This is a genomic window from Vibrio mediterranei (genome assembly GCF_013364395.1).
Taxonomy (GTDB): Bacteria; Pseudomonadota; Gammaproteobacteria; order Enterobacterales; family Vibrionaceae; genus Vibrio; species Vibrio mediterranei.
The window spans coordinates 1745026-1761143 of sequence record NZ_JABXGK010000008.1; the positions used below are offsets into that span (position 1 = coordinate 1745026).

The 16118-nt window shown below is 45.0% G+C and carries 15 protein-coding genes; 2 read left to right on the forward strand and 13 right to left on the reverse strand.

Annotated features, from left to right (window positions below; all coding sequences use genetic code 11):
- Nucleotides 1-4 precede the first annotated feature (4 nt).
- Nucleotides 5-766: a 2-dehydro-3-deoxy-D-gluconate 5-dehydrogenase KduD gene (gene kduD, locus HOP38_RS24905; protein WP_006069854.1), complete on the reverse strand. Its 762-nt coding sequence runs from the start codon at nucleotides 764-766 to the stop codon at nucleotides 5-7.
- Between the two features lie 259 nt (nucleotides 767-1025).
- Here kduD and kdgR point away from each other — a divergent pair, with 259 nt between their 5' ends.
- Complete coding sequence (gene kdgR, locus HOP38_RS24910; protein ID WP_006069853.1) at nucleotides 1026-1808, forward strand: DNA-binding transcriptional regulator KdgR; 783 nt, start codon at nucleotides 1026-1028, stop codon at nucleotides 1806-1808.
- Nucleotides 1809-2013: 205 nt separating this feature from the next.
- Here the strand turns inward: kdgR and HOP38_RS24915 are convergent, their stop codons facing one another.
- From HOP38_RS24915 to HOP38_RS24925, 3 genes are all read right to left on the reverse strand, one after another.
- On the reverse strand, nucleotides 2014-3960 hold the full coding sequence (locus HOP38_RS24915; protein WP_198559250.1) for a TRAP transporter large permease: 1947 nt from the start codon (nucleotides 3958-3960) through the stop codon (nucleotides 2014-2016).
- Nucleotides 3961-4032: 72 nt separating this feature from the next.
- A complete protein-coding gene (gene dctP, locus HOP38_RS24920; protein ID WP_198559251.1) occupies nucleotides 4033-5022 on the reverse strand; it encodes a TRAP transporter substrate-binding protein DctP in 990 nt (329 codons plus the stop codon).
- Nucleotides 5023-5058: 36 nt separating this feature from the next.
- Entirely contained in the window at nucleotides 5059-6228 is a 1170-nt protein-coding gene (locus tag HOP38_RS24925; protein ID WP_198559252.1) for a glycoside hydrolase family 88 protein, read from the reverse strand.
- A gap of 282 nt (nucleotides 6229-6510) precedes the next feature.
- Between HOP38_RS24925 and HOP38_RS24930 the strand changes: the two genes are divergently transcribed.
- On the forward strand, nucleotides 6511-7575 hold the full coding sequence (locus tag HOP38_RS24930; protein ID WP_198559253.1) for a LacI family DNA-binding transcriptional regulator: 1065 nt from the start codon (nucleotides 6511-6513) through the stop codon (nucleotides 7573-7575).
- 82 nt (nucleotides 7576-7657) lie between these two features.
- On the opposite strand, the gene HOP38_RS24935 is transcribed toward HOP38_RS24930, so the two are convergent.
- The 9 genes from HOP38_RS24935 to HOP38_RS24975 form a co-directional block, all read right to left on the reverse strand.
- Complete coding sequence (locus HOP38_RS24935; protein WP_198559254.1) at nucleotides 7658-8746, reverse strand: alkene reductase; 1089 nt, start codon at nucleotides 8744-8746, stop codon at nucleotides 7658-7660.
- Nucleotides 8747-8878: 132 nt separating this feature from the next.
- The gene (locus tag HOP38_RS24940) at nucleotides 8879-9760 is read right to left on the reverse strand and encodes a LysR family transcriptional regulator (RefSeq protein ID WP_198559255.1); all 882 of its coding nucleotides are present in this window, start codon (nucleotides 9758-9760) and stop codon (nucleotides 8879-8881) included.
- A gap of 40 nt (nucleotides 9761-9800) precedes the next feature.
- Nucleotides 9801-10328: a hypothetical protein gene (locus HOP38_RS24945; RefSeq protein WP_006069846.1), complete on the reverse strand. Its 528-nt coding sequence runs from the start codon at nucleotides 10326-10328 to the stop codon at nucleotides 9801-9803.
- 366 nt (nucleotides 10329-10694) lie between these two features.
- On the reverse strand, nucleotides 10695-11081 hold the full coding sequence (locus HOP38_RS24950) for an MAPEG family protein (RefSeq protein ID WP_031493941.1): 387 nt from the start codon (nucleotides 11079-11081) through the stop codon (nucleotides 10695-10697).
- A gap of 183 nt (nucleotides 11082-11264) precedes the next feature.
- Nucleotides 11265-12095, reverse strand: coding sequence for an alpha/beta fold hydrolase (locus HOP38_RS24955; RefSeq protein WP_198559256.1), 831 nt, complete (start codon nucleotides 12093-12095; stop codon nucleotides 11265-11267).
- A 63-nt stretch (nucleotides 12096-12158) separates the two neighbouring features.
- Nucleotides 12159-12722 (reverse strand): chalcone isomerase family protein, encoded by a 564-nt coding sequence (locus tag HOP38_RS24960; RefSeq protein WP_198559257.1) that lies wholly within the window; start codon nucleotides 12720-12722, stop codon nucleotides 12159-12161.
- 59 nt (nucleotides 12723-12781) lie between these two features.
- On the reverse strand, nucleotides 12782-13642 hold the full coding sequence (locus HOP38_RS24965) for a hypothetical protein (RefSeq protein ID WP_006069842.1): 861 nt from the start codon (nucleotides 13640-13642) through the stop codon (nucleotides 12782-12784).
- 57 nt (nucleotides 13643-13699) lie between these two features.
- A complete protein-coding gene (locus HOP38_RS24970) occupies nucleotides 13700-14866 on the reverse strand; it encodes a DUF5692 family protein (RefSeq protein ID WP_006069841.1) in 1167 nt (388 codons plus the stop codon).
- A 123-nt stretch (nucleotides 14867-14989) separates the two neighbouring features.
- Nucleotides 14990-15892 carry a hypothetical protein gene (locus tag HOP38_RS24975; RefSeq protein ID WP_006069840.1) on the reverse strand — a complete coding sequence of 301 codons (903 nt, stop codon included), beginning with the start codon at nucleotides 15890-15892 and terminating at the stop codon, nucleotides 14990-14992.
- Between the last annotated feature and the right edge of the window lie 226 nt (nucleotides 15893-16118).

Consider the following 16118-nt stretch of genomic DNA (forward strand, 5'->3'; position numbering starts at 1 on the left):
CCGGTTAGCGTGCCAACCATCCACCATCAACTGCAATGGTATAACCATTAATATAGTCTGATGCTTGTGAAGCTAAGAATATACAAGGACCAGCAAGATCTTCTGGCGTGCCCCAACGGTCGGCAGGAATGCGCTCTAGAATTTCTGCATTACGTTTTTCGTCTGCACGTAGCGCCGCAGTATTGTTCGTCGCCATATAGCCAGGTGCAATTGCGTTGACATTGATGCCTTCTTTGGCCCACTCATTTGCCATTAGACGCGTTACACCCATAACGCCACTTTTCGAAGCGGTATATGATGGAACACGTATGCCACCTTGGAATGAGAGCATGGAGGCAACATTGATAATCTTACCGCCCTCGCCTTGAGCAATGAACTGCTTAGCTACCGCTTGAGACATGAAAAACACCGACTTGATATTGATGTTCATCACGTCATCCCAGTCTTGCTCTGAGAAATCGATAGCGTCGTTACGTCGGATAATACCTGCGTTGTTCACTAGGATATCAATTCGACCTAGTTCGGTAACTGCACGGTCAACAATGTTCGGAATATCATCAAGCTTCATCAAGTTAGCACGAATATCGATGAACTTTCGGCCGGTCCCTTCGATAAGCTCGATCGTTTCTGTCGGCTCAACAATATTCACACCGACAATATCACAACCCGCTTTAGCAAGACCCAATGCCATACCTTGGCCCAAACCAGTATCACAGCCAGTTACGATTGCGACTTTCCCGTCTAATTTGAATGAATCAAGAATCATTTTTTATTCCTTCATAGATGTATTCGAGGATGAACCTTAGAAAGTTCTCACTGTTGTTAAATTAACCATACACAAAAAATGAATCGCATTAAAGTTATTTTTGAAATGCCGTTTCATTTTTATCTTTAACTTATGCAAGTTTGTGAAGGCAATCTCACTATTCGGTTCTGATTTTTATGAAAAGCCTTTTTGAAATTACTGACATGGTAAGGTTGCAAAGCTATAATCGCGCCCACAACAGAAAATCAAAGGAAGATAGATGGATAAGTCCACGCAGCCAGAAGCCGTGTCCTCGGTACTCAAAGTGTTCAATATTCTGCAAGCCTTGGGCGAGCAAAAGGAAATTGGCGTTTCAGAACTATCACAAAGACTCATGATGTCAAAAGCGACGACCTATCGTTTCCTACAAACCATGAAAACACTCGGTTACGTTTCTCAAGAAGGAGAAGCAGATAAGTACGCACTTACTCTTAAAATGTTCGAACTTGGTTCGAAATCATTGGAGTTTGTCGACCTTATTGATATTGCAGATAAAGAAATGCGTGAGATTAATAAAGTGACTAATGAAACGGTTCACTTGGGTTCTATTGACGATGGTTCGATCATCTATTTACACAAAATAGATTCAAGCTATCACTTACGTATGCATTCTCGGGTAGGCCGCCGCAATCCACTCTACAGCACAGCGATAGGTAAAGTGCTACTTTCCCACCTTCCTGACGCAGAAGTTCGTGTAATATTAGACACGGTCGAATTCATCAAACACACAGACAAAACCCACGATAACACAGAGCAACTGATTGAAGAGCTGAACACCGTTCGTGAATGTCATTATGGTGAAGACAACGAAGAGCAAGAGCCTGGACTACGTTGCATCGCTGTCCCTGTTTACGACCGTTTCGGCCATGCTATCGCTGCAGTCTCTGTCTCCTTCCCCATAATCCGTTTCGACGAAGAGAAGAAAGCAGAATACATCACTCTCCTACACAATGCCGGAAGGACCATTTCTGAGCAGTTGGGTTATCACAATTATCCTGTTTAGAAAAAGACTAAAAAAGCCCTCATTTAATCTTTGAGGGCTTTTGGTATCCAAATACGTTCATATACTTTCATTCTACCAATATTAATGAATCGTGCTTTGAACCATTGCTTAGCTATTTGGAATTATACATTTGATTACAGCATCTCGAAGCTAACCCTGAGTCTATATTGAATGTACCTTAGTTAACTACTTCATAAGCTTGTGTTCAATTGACACCGAACAACTGCGGTAAATACATGGTAAAGAATGGAAAATAAGTTATTAACATCAATCCAATAAATTGCAGCGCAAAAATAGGTAATAAAGGTTTAATTATATTTGTTATTTTTTCTCCCGTGACGCTGCAAGAAACAAACAGTACTGTTCCCACTGGCGGTGTAATTAATCCCATACAGAGGTTATAAACAATTACTACGCCAAACTGAACCGGATCAATATCTAACATCATCGCGACAGGGTAGAAGATAGGGGTAAATATCAACAATGCGGGTGCCATATCCATAAAGATACCCACAGCCAACAAAGTTAGGTTCATCAGCAATAACAGCAACAGTTTGTTTTCAGTCACACCGATGAGCATCTCACCAATCGCATCAGGAATGCTCGCGAACGTCATGCTCCAGCTCATCAATCCGGAACAAGCGATTAAGAACAGAATCACAGAAGAAGTCAGCGCCGAATCAAACAGTACCTTTGGCAGCGATTTCAAGCTCATGGTGCGATAAGCAAACGACAGAACCAGGCTATACAGCACGGCAATACCACCAGCTTCAATTGCGGTGAATACACCAGACAAAATACCACCGATAATAACGAAAATCATCGTAAGGCTTGGTAACGTCTTCCATACCGTCAATGCTATCTGCTTCCAATGGTACTGCGTATTGTCGACGGGGTATTTGAGCTTTTTGGCATAAAAGTAAGCCACAATCATCACAGACAACCCCATCATGATTCCAGGTAAGTAACCTGCTAGGAACATAGCCGCGATCGATGCACTTCCACCGGTGATCATGGAGTAGATAATGAATATCCCCGTCGGAGGTATCATCATCCCTGTTGGCGCGGATGCGGCGTTAATCGCAGTTGAGATAGGCATGTCATAGCCTTTCTCTTTCGCCATTGGTGAAATAATGCCACCAATAGCGGTAGAAGCCGCGATGCCCGAACTGGATAGACAACCAAACAACATGTTAGACAGTACATTCGCTTGCCACAGGCTTCCCGGAATACGTCGGCCTAGCAACATCGCTAAATCGATCAAACGTCTCGCAATCCCGCCTTGGTTCATGATATTGCCTGCCAAGATGAAAAATGGCAGAGCCAAGAACCCAAAGCTTTCTAGGCCACCGAACAACTTTTCACTCGCGGTCACCATCAAGACATCGGCATCAATTTGCAGCGACAATACCCACAAGCCAGAGAAGGCGAGTCCTACAGAAATGGGAATATTCATTGCCAACAAAAAGAAAAACGCACTAAATAACAAGACAGTAGAGGTCACTTCTAAATGCTCATCGACTAAATACTCATACCACTGCGTTTGCTGCAGAGCTCCCCACACCCAATAGCTAAGGATACCAATGGAGATCATCACCGCTGCGGTGATCACGGTTGAGCGTCCAAGCCCCACCAGCTCAATCACTCTTTTCAGCTGCATCAGTACAAAAAACACACCAGACAGCACCAAAATGCTTTGCAGAACCGACATAGATATCTGCAACATCGGAGAGGTAAACGCCGCGTTCTTCTGCATCGCGTTATACCCACCGTAGATGATGATTGCCGCCAACAGCACGGTTAACAGCGCGCTAAAGATAATGAGCCATTTCTGATGACGCTCAGAAAGCGCGTCATAAATGATAGGCAGACTTAAATGAAATCCTTTGGAAAAGCATATCGATGAACCGATAAAGCTTAACCAAATCATCAAGTAGATCAGCATCTCCTGTGACAACCCACTTGGGTCATTGAGCACATAACGGGTAAACACTTGATAGATGATCAGAACGCTCATGATGCCCAATATGACAGTGACAGTTTTTGACAACGCCACTTCACAGACGTGACACATTTGATAAAGAGCACGTTCAAATCGAGCCAGCGCAGATTCGTTGGGGTTATCGTCTAATCTCATGAGCTTTTCACGCATAACACACTCCTAGATTGCGCAAAGAGGAAAAAGGAGTGAGGCCATTGCTGACAATGACCCCACCCCAGGGGGTTAAAGAGAACGCTCTTGAAGCTCAAACATCTCTTTCAAGAATGGGCCTTTGTCGGGGTCTGCAAAAGCTCTTTCATAGATGGGCTTCATTGAATCGATCAGCGGCTGTTTATCAATTTCGACAAACTTAACCCCTAAATTCTTCTCGGCAAGATCCATAGACTCTTGTGCGTCAGCCATGATGACTTCTAGCGATTTATCACTGGTCGCTTGCATGATTCGTTTGACGGTCGCAGCATCTTCCTCAGACATCTTGCCCAGCGCCTTCTCATTGATGACAATGAGATCAACCATGCGAGTTTGCTCCGTTAGCACACCGTACTTCGCGTACTCACCAAACTTGATATCCCAAAGCGTGCCAAGGCCACCTTCACCACCATCAATCATGCCTTGCTGCATTGCTGAATAAATTTCCGTAAAGTCGAGTGGCGTTGGAGATGCCCCCATCAGCTTAAGCATCTCCATATAAGTCGGGCTTGCCATGCTTCTTAGCTTAAGACCTTTGATATCTTCGACGCTTTCAACAGGCTTGGTTGAGTAAATGCTGCGTGGACCAGTATCCATAAACCCAACCACTTCAAAACCTTTCGAGTTCGTGGTCTGGAACAGATCCTTTTGCACTAAATCACTGTTCATCACCTGCTTGAACTCATCAAAGCTACGGAAGATGAACGGCAGATTGAGTACGCCAAACTTAGGCTCGATGTTTTCCATCATCGCACTATTAACCAGTCCCATATCCACTACACCGCTTTGGATCTGTTGCAGATATTGCGCTTGTCCGCCTAAAGTGCCATTGGCAAAGACTTTAATTTTGACGCGCTTATCTGTCTCTTTGGTGACGTTTTGAGCAAACTCCTGCAGCAGTTTACCTGTCGCACTGTCCGCTGGTACGTTAGATGCCAGCTTAAAGGTTTTGGCTATCACGCTTGGTGCTGATATCAGCAGTAGGGTCGACATAATCACTGTCGCTAGGTTCTTAAATTTCATAATAATGTTCCTTATTGGATGTAAGTGATTGTACTATCACCAAAAAAAGTTCGTGTGCCCCATAGCACGCAATACGGCTTCGTAGTAGTAGTAATCGCCGTATGGCAACATTGAGTTGGCCAGATAATCGAGGTCAAGATCATGCGCGACATGAACAAACGACGCCGCTTGATTGAGTAGCCCTTGAGCTTCTGGAATATTAGTGAGATCGCACTCGTCTCTGAGCGCACCAAGCATCTTGAGTCCAAACTGATGGTATTGCTGCGCTCGCTCACCATCACCGAATTTCTCCAACACTTGGCTAAGCAATAACGCCCCTGCTGACGTCACCGATCCGGCAGAACTGTCTTTGTAAGGTACTTCATGCTCTGGCAAGCGGTAGTCCCAAATAGGGATACAGTCATCGCTAATATGTTCCATAACAAAATCAAGCAGCTTGGCACTGATGTCGGCATAGCGCTTTTCACCCGACATTAATGCCAGCTGAGCAAAGCCATGGATAGCCCAAGCCTGCCCTCTCGCCCAGCAAGATTCGTCAGCGTAGCCTTGATAATTGCAGCCGCGGATAGGCTCATTGGTCGTCGTGTCAAAATCGAAGGTGTGATACGAGCTCCAGTCGTCACGAATGATGTGTTTGATCGTGGTTTCTGCTTGAGCGATAGCGACAGTTTTAAATGACTCAATGTTAGTCTCAGAATACGCCCACATAAGAAGCGGCAGGTTTTCCATGCAATCAATAATAATCTTGCCCTGGATTTGCTCTGCGTGCTCCTTGCCCTCAGAGCCCGCTGTCCACGCGACTAAATAGTTACCATTCCAGTTAAAACGGTTTCGCAGCGCTTCCGCCGCACGCAGCGCCAACGCTCGTGACTCTTTATTACCTGTTAACTTGTAATCCGCGACAGCACTCAAGCTAAACTGAAATCCAAGGTCATGGTTCATTTGAATAGGTGTTGCCAGAATGCGCTCCAAATGGCCGTAACGCATTCTTGCTAAATTACGATACTTACTTTCGCCGGAAACCATGTAAGCCAACCATAACTGCCCAGTCCAAAAAGAATCGGTCCAAAAAATGTCTTTGTGATAACGCCATTGATAATCGGTTGGGCTCATCCCCACCATTGGATTGCGCAGTCCAATGCGCGGCGCATTACGCTCAATGCTCGCCAAAATATCTTGGCTCATCGTTTCATATAAAGAACTCATGATTCACTACTTCCTAATCGATTCATTGGTTTGACTATTAGGTTAGTGACTTCGTTATCGATAAACCGTGACTATCGGTGAGTTTGAAACAAGGAGATCCACTGAAACGTTTCATGAATTGTTTCAGTAAAAACCTCGTGTTCTCGCTCTGTTTCAAAGTTTTGGAGGCGTTACACTACTTGTACTTCGGAAAAGATCGAACTTTGGCAAGTAACTAACTCATTCTCATTGGAATTTTTCATTCGAATAGTGAGAACAGGTAGCCGATAAGAGAAGCAGAGCATGGCAAAAAGAAACAAAACTACTCTGACTGATATCGCTAATATGTGTGGCGTATCGAAAGCTACGGTCTCTCGAGTCATCAATCAAAGTGAGCTGGTCAGTGATAATGTGGTAAAACGGGTTCGTGAGGCTCTTCATGCCAATGGTTATCGACGCAGACAACCAAAGATCAATATCCCAATGCCTGTCAGCAAGATAATGGTTCTTGGTGAGCAAGACCTCAACTCACCTCATAGTTTCTTCGGATCGATACTGCGAGATCTAAAACATCACTGCATGGATTTAGACATCACCATCGAACTGGTATTTCGTTCGCAGCTCAGTATCACTGATACCGAGCAAGTCCTCACACGAGCTCAAGCAATCATCGTACTGGGGATGGATGATGAAGAGCTGCTGACTATGTTACGCGCAACGCACTTGCCTGTTCTACTCATCAATGGGTACGACCCCAAAATGCAGTTCCCCAGCGTGACTCCTGATTATTACTTGGGTGGTCAACTTGCAGCTGATTATCTTTTTGAGCTCGGGCACAAGAAAATAAAATGCATCACAGCCAACATCAAACCCACCGTCTATCAACGAACTGAAGGTTTCAAACGCAGTCTTTGGAGCAGAGGGATTACCTCCCCAGGCTCTGCCATTGTTGACCTAGCTCCGTACATTTTAGAAACGGGCAATTTATCTGAAGACGTAAAACACTTAGGTACTGATTTTGGCGCACATAAGTGGATCCCAGAGATGATAAGAAACGGTGAGTTTTCGGATTGTACGGCAATATTCTGTATCTGTGATATGGTCGCGATGACGTTAATCGAAGCACTGAGAACCCAAGGCATACGTGTACCTGACGATATCTCTGTACTGGGTTTTGATGATGTCGATATCGCCGAGCTGTCTACCCCACCACTAACCACCATACGTACCGATCATAAACGGATTGCCAAAGTTGCTATTCACAACCTTATCCAATCAATAAACGAAGGTGGTGATACCGTCACTCGAACCTGCGTCTCAGTGTCATTGGTTAAAAGACAAACTTGTCGGGAATATAAGAACGGCTGATACTCCTACTGCTAGTTATAAATACAACAAAGGCGAGTATTCAATCATGAATGCTCGCCTTTTCAGTTATAGGCAGCTTAGCTTATTGATACTCGGGATAATCGATATACCCCTTCTCATCACCACCATATAGACTCAGCCTTGCATCGGCATCAAACTCAGCAAGTGGCCAGTTGTTTTTAAAACGCGCCACAAGATCTGGGTTGGTCACATACGGTGTGCCAAACGCCACAAGGTCGACGTAATTGTTTTCAAGCAGTGCCATGGCACTCTCTTTAGTCAACTTGCCTGCAATCATGACTGGGTTCGGGTAAATGTCACGTACCTCTTTACGGAATAACTCTGGTGCCTCAACATAACGCGAAATGTTTTCCGAGAAATGCACATAAGCAAGATTCATTGGAGCCAGCGCGACAAGTGCCTTTTTCACCACTTCCACAATCTCTGGATCTTCTTCAGCAAAACCTTCCATGACGTGCGGCGAAACACGAACCGCGACTTTGTCACCACCGATTTCATTCACTACCGCTTGCATCACCTCAACAAGAAAACGGATACGGTTTTCTTGAGAGCCACCATATTGGTCAGTACGTTGGTTGCTAGAAAGTCGCATGAACTGGTCAAGCAGGTAGCCGTGCGCCGCATGAATTTCAATGCCATCAAAACCTGCTTCGATAGCGTTTTTCGCGGCTTGCACATAATCAGCAATAGTTTGCTGAATATCTTGCTCAGTCATCGCGCGCGGTTCGCCGGTTTCAATCATACCGAAGCCACCTTCTGGTAGCGGACCAAATACTTGGTCAGCCTCTTTAATGGCCGATGCCGACAAAACCTGCTCACCTGTGATGGATTCATGGCTGCGACGACCCACGTGCCAAAGCTGAATGAATACTTTACTGCCTTGGTCATGAATCGCTTTAGTGACTTTTTTCCAGCCATCGATGTGCGCTTGGGTATAGATACCCGGAGTCAGAGAGTAACCACGACCAATAGCCGAGATGGGCGCACCTTCTGTGATGATAAGACCCGCATTTGCACGCTGTGCATAGTAAGTCGCCATCATGTCATTTGGCACATCGCCTGGCTGAGTGGTGCGAGAACGAGTCATTGGTGCCATCGCAATGCGATTGCTTAGTTCAAGTTTGCCGTAGTTGAAGTGAGAAAAGATCATGTCGTATGCCCTCAATATCGTAATGGAGACATTCTAGCGACGAGTCACCTCTAGATTGAGAGCAATAATCACAAATGGCTTTTGTCAAAAATGCAAAAGCCACGGCGACAAAAAACAAAAAGGGAGATAAGACTACAGCGATAGTCTAGGCTGAATAAATTCAATAAACGCCGTAATGCGGCGCGCTACCGACGACGAACGGTAGTAGACGGCGTTGACTTGCTCGCGACCTGTCGTAGTGAGTTTTTCTGACTCTAGAAGTGGTACCAAAAGCCCTTCTTCAATATCTTGTTTGACCATAAAGCCCGACATACACGCAATCCCATTACCCGCCAGAGTTAACTGGCGCACCGTCTCACCGTTACTCGACACCATACTTGGCCGAATCGTAGGGTTGCCGGGTAGTGGCCATTGGTTGAGTACTTTCGCTCCGACAAAACCAATCAAACTATGAGTGCTCAAGTCAGTAGCTGATTTGGGATAACCACGCCGTGCAAGGTAATCGGGTGACGCGACGAGATACAATAGACTCTTTCCCAACGGCTTGGCATGCAATGTTGAGTCGGTTAATTTACCTATACGAATCGCAACATCAGTGCGCTTCTCAAGTAAATCAACAAAACCCTCGTTGGAGGTCAGCTCAAGCTCAATATCTGGGTACTCTCTATTAAACTCAGCGATAAGTGGCACCAGTTGATGCAGTACAAATGGGCTTGCAGCATCGACTCTCAATCGCCCTTTTGGCAGCTCACCTCTAGCCATAATCTCCTCTTCGGTCTGCTGCAGAACACGCAGCCCTTCACGGACTCCCTCGACAAACTGACGACCTTCGTCGGTGAGCTCAATGCGGCGAGTCGTACGGTTTAAAAGCGTGACACCAAGTTGACTCTCAAGCTTACTAACACTGCGGGACACCTTCGCCACTTGAATGTCGAGCACCTCTGCGGCAGCGGAAAAACCGCCACTATCTACGACAGAGAGTAATATTTCCAGATCATCGGAACGAGTGAGCATATTTATTTCATAAATTGCAAAAGTTATGCCTTAGAGTATATCAATTCGGCAATGATCGGCGAGAAAGATCACGAGCTAAAATCAATGCCAGCCCGAGAATTTGCAGAAATACCGCGATGTTTTTGTAGTACACCATGTCTTCTTCGACGCTTGCTAACGTTTCGGACAGCCCTAAATTGTCGAGATAAAGCTCATCAATCAAATCACGCTGCGTGTCCTGCGCGCTATTGATGATAGTCATTAATTCAGGGAGGTGTTTACGATGAATAGGAGGGACATGAACTGCGACCCATTGAGATAGCTGCCCTCTCAACATATCCGCTATATCAGTATAGATATCATCGCCATCAAGATGCAGCAGTAGCGCTTCGCGCTTTCGTTCAAGCGTTTCCACTTGGTTCCACGCGAGCTGTATCGAATACAGATTTGTCTCTTTACGCTCTTGAATCAGAGCAATATCGCTCGACATTTTGTCTAGCACTTGGCTTGAAAGCACAATAGCCATTACATTAAGGATAAGACCAATGGAGACCATCATCCAAGCTGGCGGCAGTAATGCTCTTGTCATCTTTATCTCCCTCTGTTTTTATTCAGTGTAGGCAACAATCGTGATTCGTCACACAACAGGTATCGAAACCAACAGGGTATGGGATTTGGCGATACGGTCGAAGATAACTTTACTACTTACAGTATTCGCTGTGATGAATGATTGAAATTGCTAATCACCTTAGATCTTGCTCAAGACTTAGATGAAGAAAACGCTATAGTGGATTCGGTATTTAAAGTCGACAACAACATACTGCAGGCTTTCGAGGGACAACTACTCTCAAACAGCAACTTCAAGATATGAAAAAGAAAATTGTCGAGATTGAGGCTAAGTACTCTACTGGTTTTAGCCTCTTATCACCGGGACATAGAAAGTAAAATCGCTGCACTACCAAAGCTTATCAAAAGGAAGATACACAAGGTTTGAGACAATAAGACCTGCCATAGCAAAAATAGTGATTTGCATTCCCCTAACTCTACCTTTGAAGCGTTTGTTAAGTATCCCGTAGGCGTGAAGGCAGCGTCCCACAACAAAGCTCACCCCAATAACATGAATCCAAATCGCGGGCGCTCCGTTATACTCCACAAAAGCCATGAGCATTAGAGTAATAGGAATATAGTCGACAGCATTCCCTTGTGCGCTTCTCGCAATTTGCAAGGCTTCCACACCACCATCGGCATAAGCGATCTGATTCGATCTTCGCTGTTTGATTACCTGAAATGACAGCCAGATCATTAAAGAAGCAAGAAGAGAGCCGTACAACGCAGTTATCATCAATAAACCTTATTTTTTATTAAGTTAAGTCTATTGAGTGTAGACAATAATCTCTGTATCTCCACTGGTAATGCCAACAGCTTTAAATAAGACTCAAAAGAAAAAAACGCCGCGAAGCTCAAGAGCAGCGGCGTTAAAGACAGGGGGGATTTACTCATTAAAATTGGATGCTTACATCGTTCGCTAGGCCGAAGTCTGTAAATCTAATGGCGCCAATAAAGCATCCGATTCCGCAAGCCATTGCTCGACAATGCGATTAAACGTCTCAGGTTGCTCGGCCATAACCCAATGATGCGTGGACAATCCCACCACTTTATTTCCTTCGATATTCGCCATTTTTCTCTGCCAGGACTTAGAATGAAACATTCCTACTTTTTCTCTCCCGTAGATAAACAAAAATGGCACCTGAATATCCAAAGGAATCGTACCAAGTTCGCGCCTCATAAACGCAGAACTCCAACGCCAATGGTAAGGATAATTCATTCCTGAATGAATCCGTGATGCTTCACCCGGTGCCCCAAATACATGCGCCATTTTACGTGTCATCCAATCTCCAAGCTTTCCTCCCAAGTTCCATGCAAGCATCAACCAAAGTTGATACCCCAGCAGGATAACTTTAGCTTTTGCCGATAATTGCAAATCCTTAGAGCTTGCATCACCAATATCTACGCCAATAATACGTTCGACCTTCTCAGGGTTTCTCATCGCGTACTGATAGCCAAATACGCAGCCCCAGTCATGAAGAAGTAGCGTCACCGGTTTACCTTCGGAGATTCTGTCAATGATGCTGTCGAAGAGCATCAACATAGTATTCAAGTCATAATACTGACGTGGTTGTCCATGCTCATATCCTGGTAGTGAAAATCTCACACAACGGTAGCGCGACTTGAATCGCTCTACTTGGTGATCCCATAAACGATAGGTATCAGGCCAACCATGTATCATTACAATGGTATGCGCTCCCTCACCTTCAATATGAACATCTATACCCTCAATAACTTGTCGTTGTTCCATTTTTACCTCCTGCCCAGCAGATAGGGTCAGTTATTGTTATTTATTGATTTAGCATGCAACAACCTATTGAGATAGCATGGCTTTTTTCAATGATTTATCAGTCGGTTTGTCACCCAACCAGACCGATAATAGTGCGCGCCGAAACGCGTCACCTTCCACTAAAACAAGCATTTCACCATTTTTGTAGCTATAAATACCTATTTCAGGTGCACTTACTAAGGTGAATTGGTCACCCTCTGATATATCATTTGCAAAGGTCATTTCGACAAACCGATTAATACTGGAATCTATTGGTGTGGTATTCCCATCAGTCGCATTGTTAAAACCTTCATTAAGTGCATCAGCTAACTTTTCCTTGGTGATCATGCTAGAAGTAATATTTAACCGTATTGCTGAAGGTTGATCGCCTCTGATAAGTGAAGCGGCCTCGGTAGAAGGCAAAGAGGTGAAAAGCGATCCAACGTACAAATCCATAAAGAACTTACTGCGTACCCCCGCCCCATTGAGCTGTAGTTCTGTCTGTTGAATCGCCAGAGTGTCTGGTACTTCTACGCCACTAACGATTTTTGCCTCGGCGGTAACCGATACCACAGCAGCAAGTAAGGTTATTAATCTCGGAAATTTCATGGTTGCTCCTTGTGACCCCTAGTCCTAGGGGTCATGTGGTGGAATTAAGTCTGCGAAAGTTAAAACGCGTAGTTATACTCCAGCCAGAATTTGTCAGATGAACCACTTTCCGAATAACTATGGAAGTTGAGACGCAAATTTTGGCGATTGGTGATCTGATAACCTAAGGTCAGTTCAATTTGCTGCGGGCTGAGTTCTAAACCGCCCTCAGAAACAGGAGCATCCCAGCTCTTACCACCAAACGCATCGGTATAAGTCCATGCACCTAAAATCCACCAAGTGTCGTTAAACTTATAGCGCCCATATACTTTGACGGAGTAGATGGTAGAAGCCCAATCAATACCGCTACTGCTCAAGTTATTGGCAGCAACCAATCCCGGGTCATAGCTAGCAAGTTTACTGGTGTTATCTTCCATAATTACTCCTCCAGCCATCAACACTGGCCAGATAAAGGCGTTATCACCAATCGGTAATGTTGCCACCGCACCCGCTTGTACTACTGCTGTTTGACCATAGAATGGGTGATCTTTGACGACCGCATCGACCATATGTCCTAAACCATTAGTTGTGTTTACCGAACCATAACGAAAACGGTAATTTCGATTAGTCGTTTTGTCGTTCATTTGAGGAACCACCATTCCCCCCATGACCGTTGTACCAGAAAACTTAGGCGCCCCTCCTTCTTGGTCGAATACATCGTTAAACTCTAGAATGAACCCCGACTTACGATCGGCATTCGGGTCAGACAACATGTACATGGCTTTAAGGTTCATTCCTTCGTTGCCATACCCCACGCCGAGTGCGGTATATGCTTCGGTTGGACTCGACATGTCAATTTGCTGTTCACTCTTTTCATCAGCAAGCACAGCACCAGAACAAACAAGAGCGATTGAGGTCATTGGAATTAGGTAAGATTTCATAATTAGGCTCCACTACAATATTTAGTCATACAATTGATTTATTTAATATTTTTATAGTTAGGAAAGAACTGACGCTATGCGCTGTTCGCGCGTTTTTCTAAAGAACAACCAGGCATAGATACCGTTTGCCACAAAGCTCGCCAATCCCGCTAATAACATGAGCTCATCGTTGCGCGGCAGCACCACCACGTTGCTTTCGTACATAAATGGACAACTGAAGTAATACATAAAGGAACCCGCAAGCGTGAAGGCGCGCGCCTGCAACCAAGTACCTTTCTTGATAAACAGTGATGGCAAGGTCGCCGCCACCAGAACCATGGCCTGTGCTGTGGCACTGCCAGGGAAGTTGAGGTAAACAAACACGATGTTCCAGATGTCGTAAGCGATGATCCAAAACGTGGTCATAGCAGGCCACACCATGTCTCTTTGTTTCGATTTGTCAGCGTGGATCTGTGCCCAACCCGCCAGAGTGATGATGGAGAGTAAACCACCAGTCGCATTGAGAATGTTGGCCATGTTGCCCATGGTGAAATCTTGCAGCACCGCTTCTGAAATATTCAGCGCCAAGAATGCAGCGGCGCCAAAACGTGCCCACTTTTTATCGCCAATAGGGGTAAATCGGATAAGGGTAAACAGCGCGGCGGCACCGACTACCGAGTAAAGCTTGACCCACTTGAACCAGTAGGTAACGCCATAACTACTAAATAGTGGGATTAGTGCAATCGGCAGTACGAACCAAAGTAGGTAGTTCGCCCACTTCACATGACGGCAAAGCTCATTGAGTGCAATCAAGCCAACCAGGACAAACAGCACATGCAGATAAGCACGGGTTTGATACAGTTTATGGAAGTTGCAATGATTGCCATCCTTGGTAAAGCGCATCTGATCGCGATCGGTATACGCAAAAGTAGCGTTATCAAAGTCCGTGATCTCATCACCAGCATTGCTGCGGATCATGACTTGACCCTCTTCAATATGCCAATTCTGAACTTCAGTTTTGTTAAAACCACCAGACTGTCTAAGCACTTTGACTTTGCCGTCCGCCAAAAACTCAAGGCGATAAAACAGACTGCCCTCTCCAGGGTCGCCATCAAAAGTCCCTTGCCAAGTTTCGCCAATAAGTTGTTGTTCGTTATAGCCTTGGTCGGCGGCTGCAAGCGGAGACATAAACGCCGCGCACAGTAGTACCAACAACGCCAAAATCTGTGTTGTTAATCTTTTCATACCATCACCTGTGTCAGGTTTTGAAGTGGTGGCCTAATAACGTCGTCATCAACTAGGCCACCGGGGGAAAGCTCTTTAGCTACTTGCCTATAAGCTATGTGCCTCTAAGCAATCTGCTTTTAACTATTTGGCGAGCGCCACTTTGTCGGGAGCTTCGTCGTACTCATTGACGCAGTCCGTTTTCAATGGAGGCTGATTGTCGCCATACGGTGGCTCCTTCTGCTCGCGCTGCTTTTTGAAGTACCAAATGACAAATGGAATGTGCATTGCGAGGTTGATAGCACCCCACCAATAAAGCACGCTTTCGTTACGCCACGCGCTGGAGTCCATGACTGGGGTAAACACATCGTGAATAGCCCGCACGAAGATGTGAAACGCCAGCGTATAAACACGAGCAATGATGTATAACTCTGGACGTTTTTTGATGACGGGATACAGCTCAGCAGCAATCAAAATACAGAATGAGCTAGCGAAGTAGCCGGTATTCTCACCATACACAAACGCAAGATTCCACGTGGTGTATAGGAAGTTCCAAGCGGCAGTGGAATAGAACAGCAGATCATTTGGCTTATCTTTCGAGATAAGCCAGTATTGTCGCACTCCGTTCTTGTAGCGTGGGAAAGGGATGGTGATGCATAAAATCACGCCACAGATAAAGTTGAAGTAGTTGCCGGTTACCAGATCTTTCAGTGTCGCTTCAGCAATATTGAGAAATAGCACTCCGTACAGTACTTTCAATACCCAGTCACCACGAAAGAAACGTAATATCGCGTTAGGGTTCTCTCGGTAGTACCAAGCGAGCCGAGCAAGGCCGACCACCAAAGCCGTAGGAATAAGCACACTCACTGTTTTTGCCCAGCGGAACCAGCCATCCAACTGTTCAACCCACAATGGCGCGGTAAATAAAGTTGCAATCCAAATAAAGGCGGTTAGCCGGGGTGTCCGGCGCATGCCTTCGATGAGTAGTAGCAAAAAGACTATATACGAAGACATAGATACCACGTAATGCCAGGTTGGTATGTCCATAATACCTCCACGTTATTTTTTATATAAAACCAATATTCAACTAAAAAATCCATTACTATTATTCTTATTTATCAATATCTTATAATAGAGCATTTACTCTATGTTTGAGTAATTACTCTAATTTCATTTCATGTTACATGTTGAGATCTTTTTCACGTTTTCAAAAATGGAAGCTAAGGTTGATGGTGATTTTTTAAGCTAATCACACAAACTCTATGAGGTTTAT

Excerpts from the sequence above, each read along its gene's own strand:
- HOP38_RS24940 (WP_198559255.1), bottom strand. The coding sequence starts at position 9,760 with ATGCTCACTCGTTCCGATGATCTGGAAATATTACTCTCTGTCGTAGAT.
- HOP38_RS24935 (WP_198559254.1), bottom strand. The coding sequence starts at position 8,746 with ATGATCTTTTCTCACTTCAACTACGGCAAACTTGAACTAAGCAATCGC.
- HOP38_RS24950 (WP_031493941.1), bottom strand. The coding sequence starts at position 11,081 with ATGATAACTGCGTTGTACGGCTCTCTTCTTGCTTCTTTAATGATCTGG.
- HOP38_RS24975 (WP_006069840.1), bottom strand. The coding sequence starts at position 15,892 with ATGGACATACCAACCTGGCATTACGTGGTATCTATGTCTTCGTATATA.
- dctP (WP_198559251.1), bottom strand. The coding sequence starts at position 5,022 with ATGAAATTTAAGAACCTAGCGACAGTGATTATGTCGACCCTACTGCTG.
- kduD (WP_006069854.1), bottom strand. The coding sequence starts at position 766 with ATGATTCTTGATTCATTCAAATTAGACGGGAAAGTCGCAATCGTAACT.
- kdgR (WP_006069853.1), top strand. The coding sequence starts at position 1,026 with ATGGATAAGTCCACGCAGCCAGAAGCCGTGTCCTCGGTACTCAAAGTG.
- HOP38_RS24925 (WP_198559252.1), bottom strand. The coding sequence starts at position 6,228 with ATGAGTTCTTTATATGAAACGATGAGCCAAGATATTTTGGCGAGCATT.
- HOP38_RS24965 (WP_006069842.1), bottom strand. The coding sequence starts at position 13,642 with ATGAAATCTTACCTAATTCCAATGACCTCAATCGCTCTTGTTTGTTCT.
- HOP38_RS24960 (WP_198559257.1), bottom strand. The coding sequence starts at position 12,722 with ATGAAATTTCCGAGATTAATAACCTTACTTGCTGCTGTGGTATCGGTT.
- HOP38_RS24955 (WP_198559256.1), bottom strand. The coding sequence starts at position 12,095 with ATGGAACAACGACAAGTTATTGAGGGTATAGATGTTCATATTGAAGGT.
- HOP38_RS24915 (WP_198559250.1), bottom strand. The coding sequence starts at position 3,960 with ATGCGTGAAAAGCTCATGAGATTAGACGATAACCCCAACGAATCTGCG.
- HOP38_RS24945 (WP_006069846.1), bottom strand. The coding sequence starts at position 10,328 with ATGACAAGAGCATTACTGCCGCCAGCTTGGATGATGGTCTCCATTGGT.
- HOP38_RS24930 (WP_198559253.1), top strand. The coding sequence starts at position 6,511 with ATGGCAAAAAGAAACAAAACTACTCTGACTGATATCGCTAATATGTGT.
- HOP38_RS24970 (WP_006069841.1), bottom strand. The coding sequence starts at position 14,866 with ATGAAAAGATTAACAACACAGATTTTGGCGTTGTTGGTACTACTGTGC.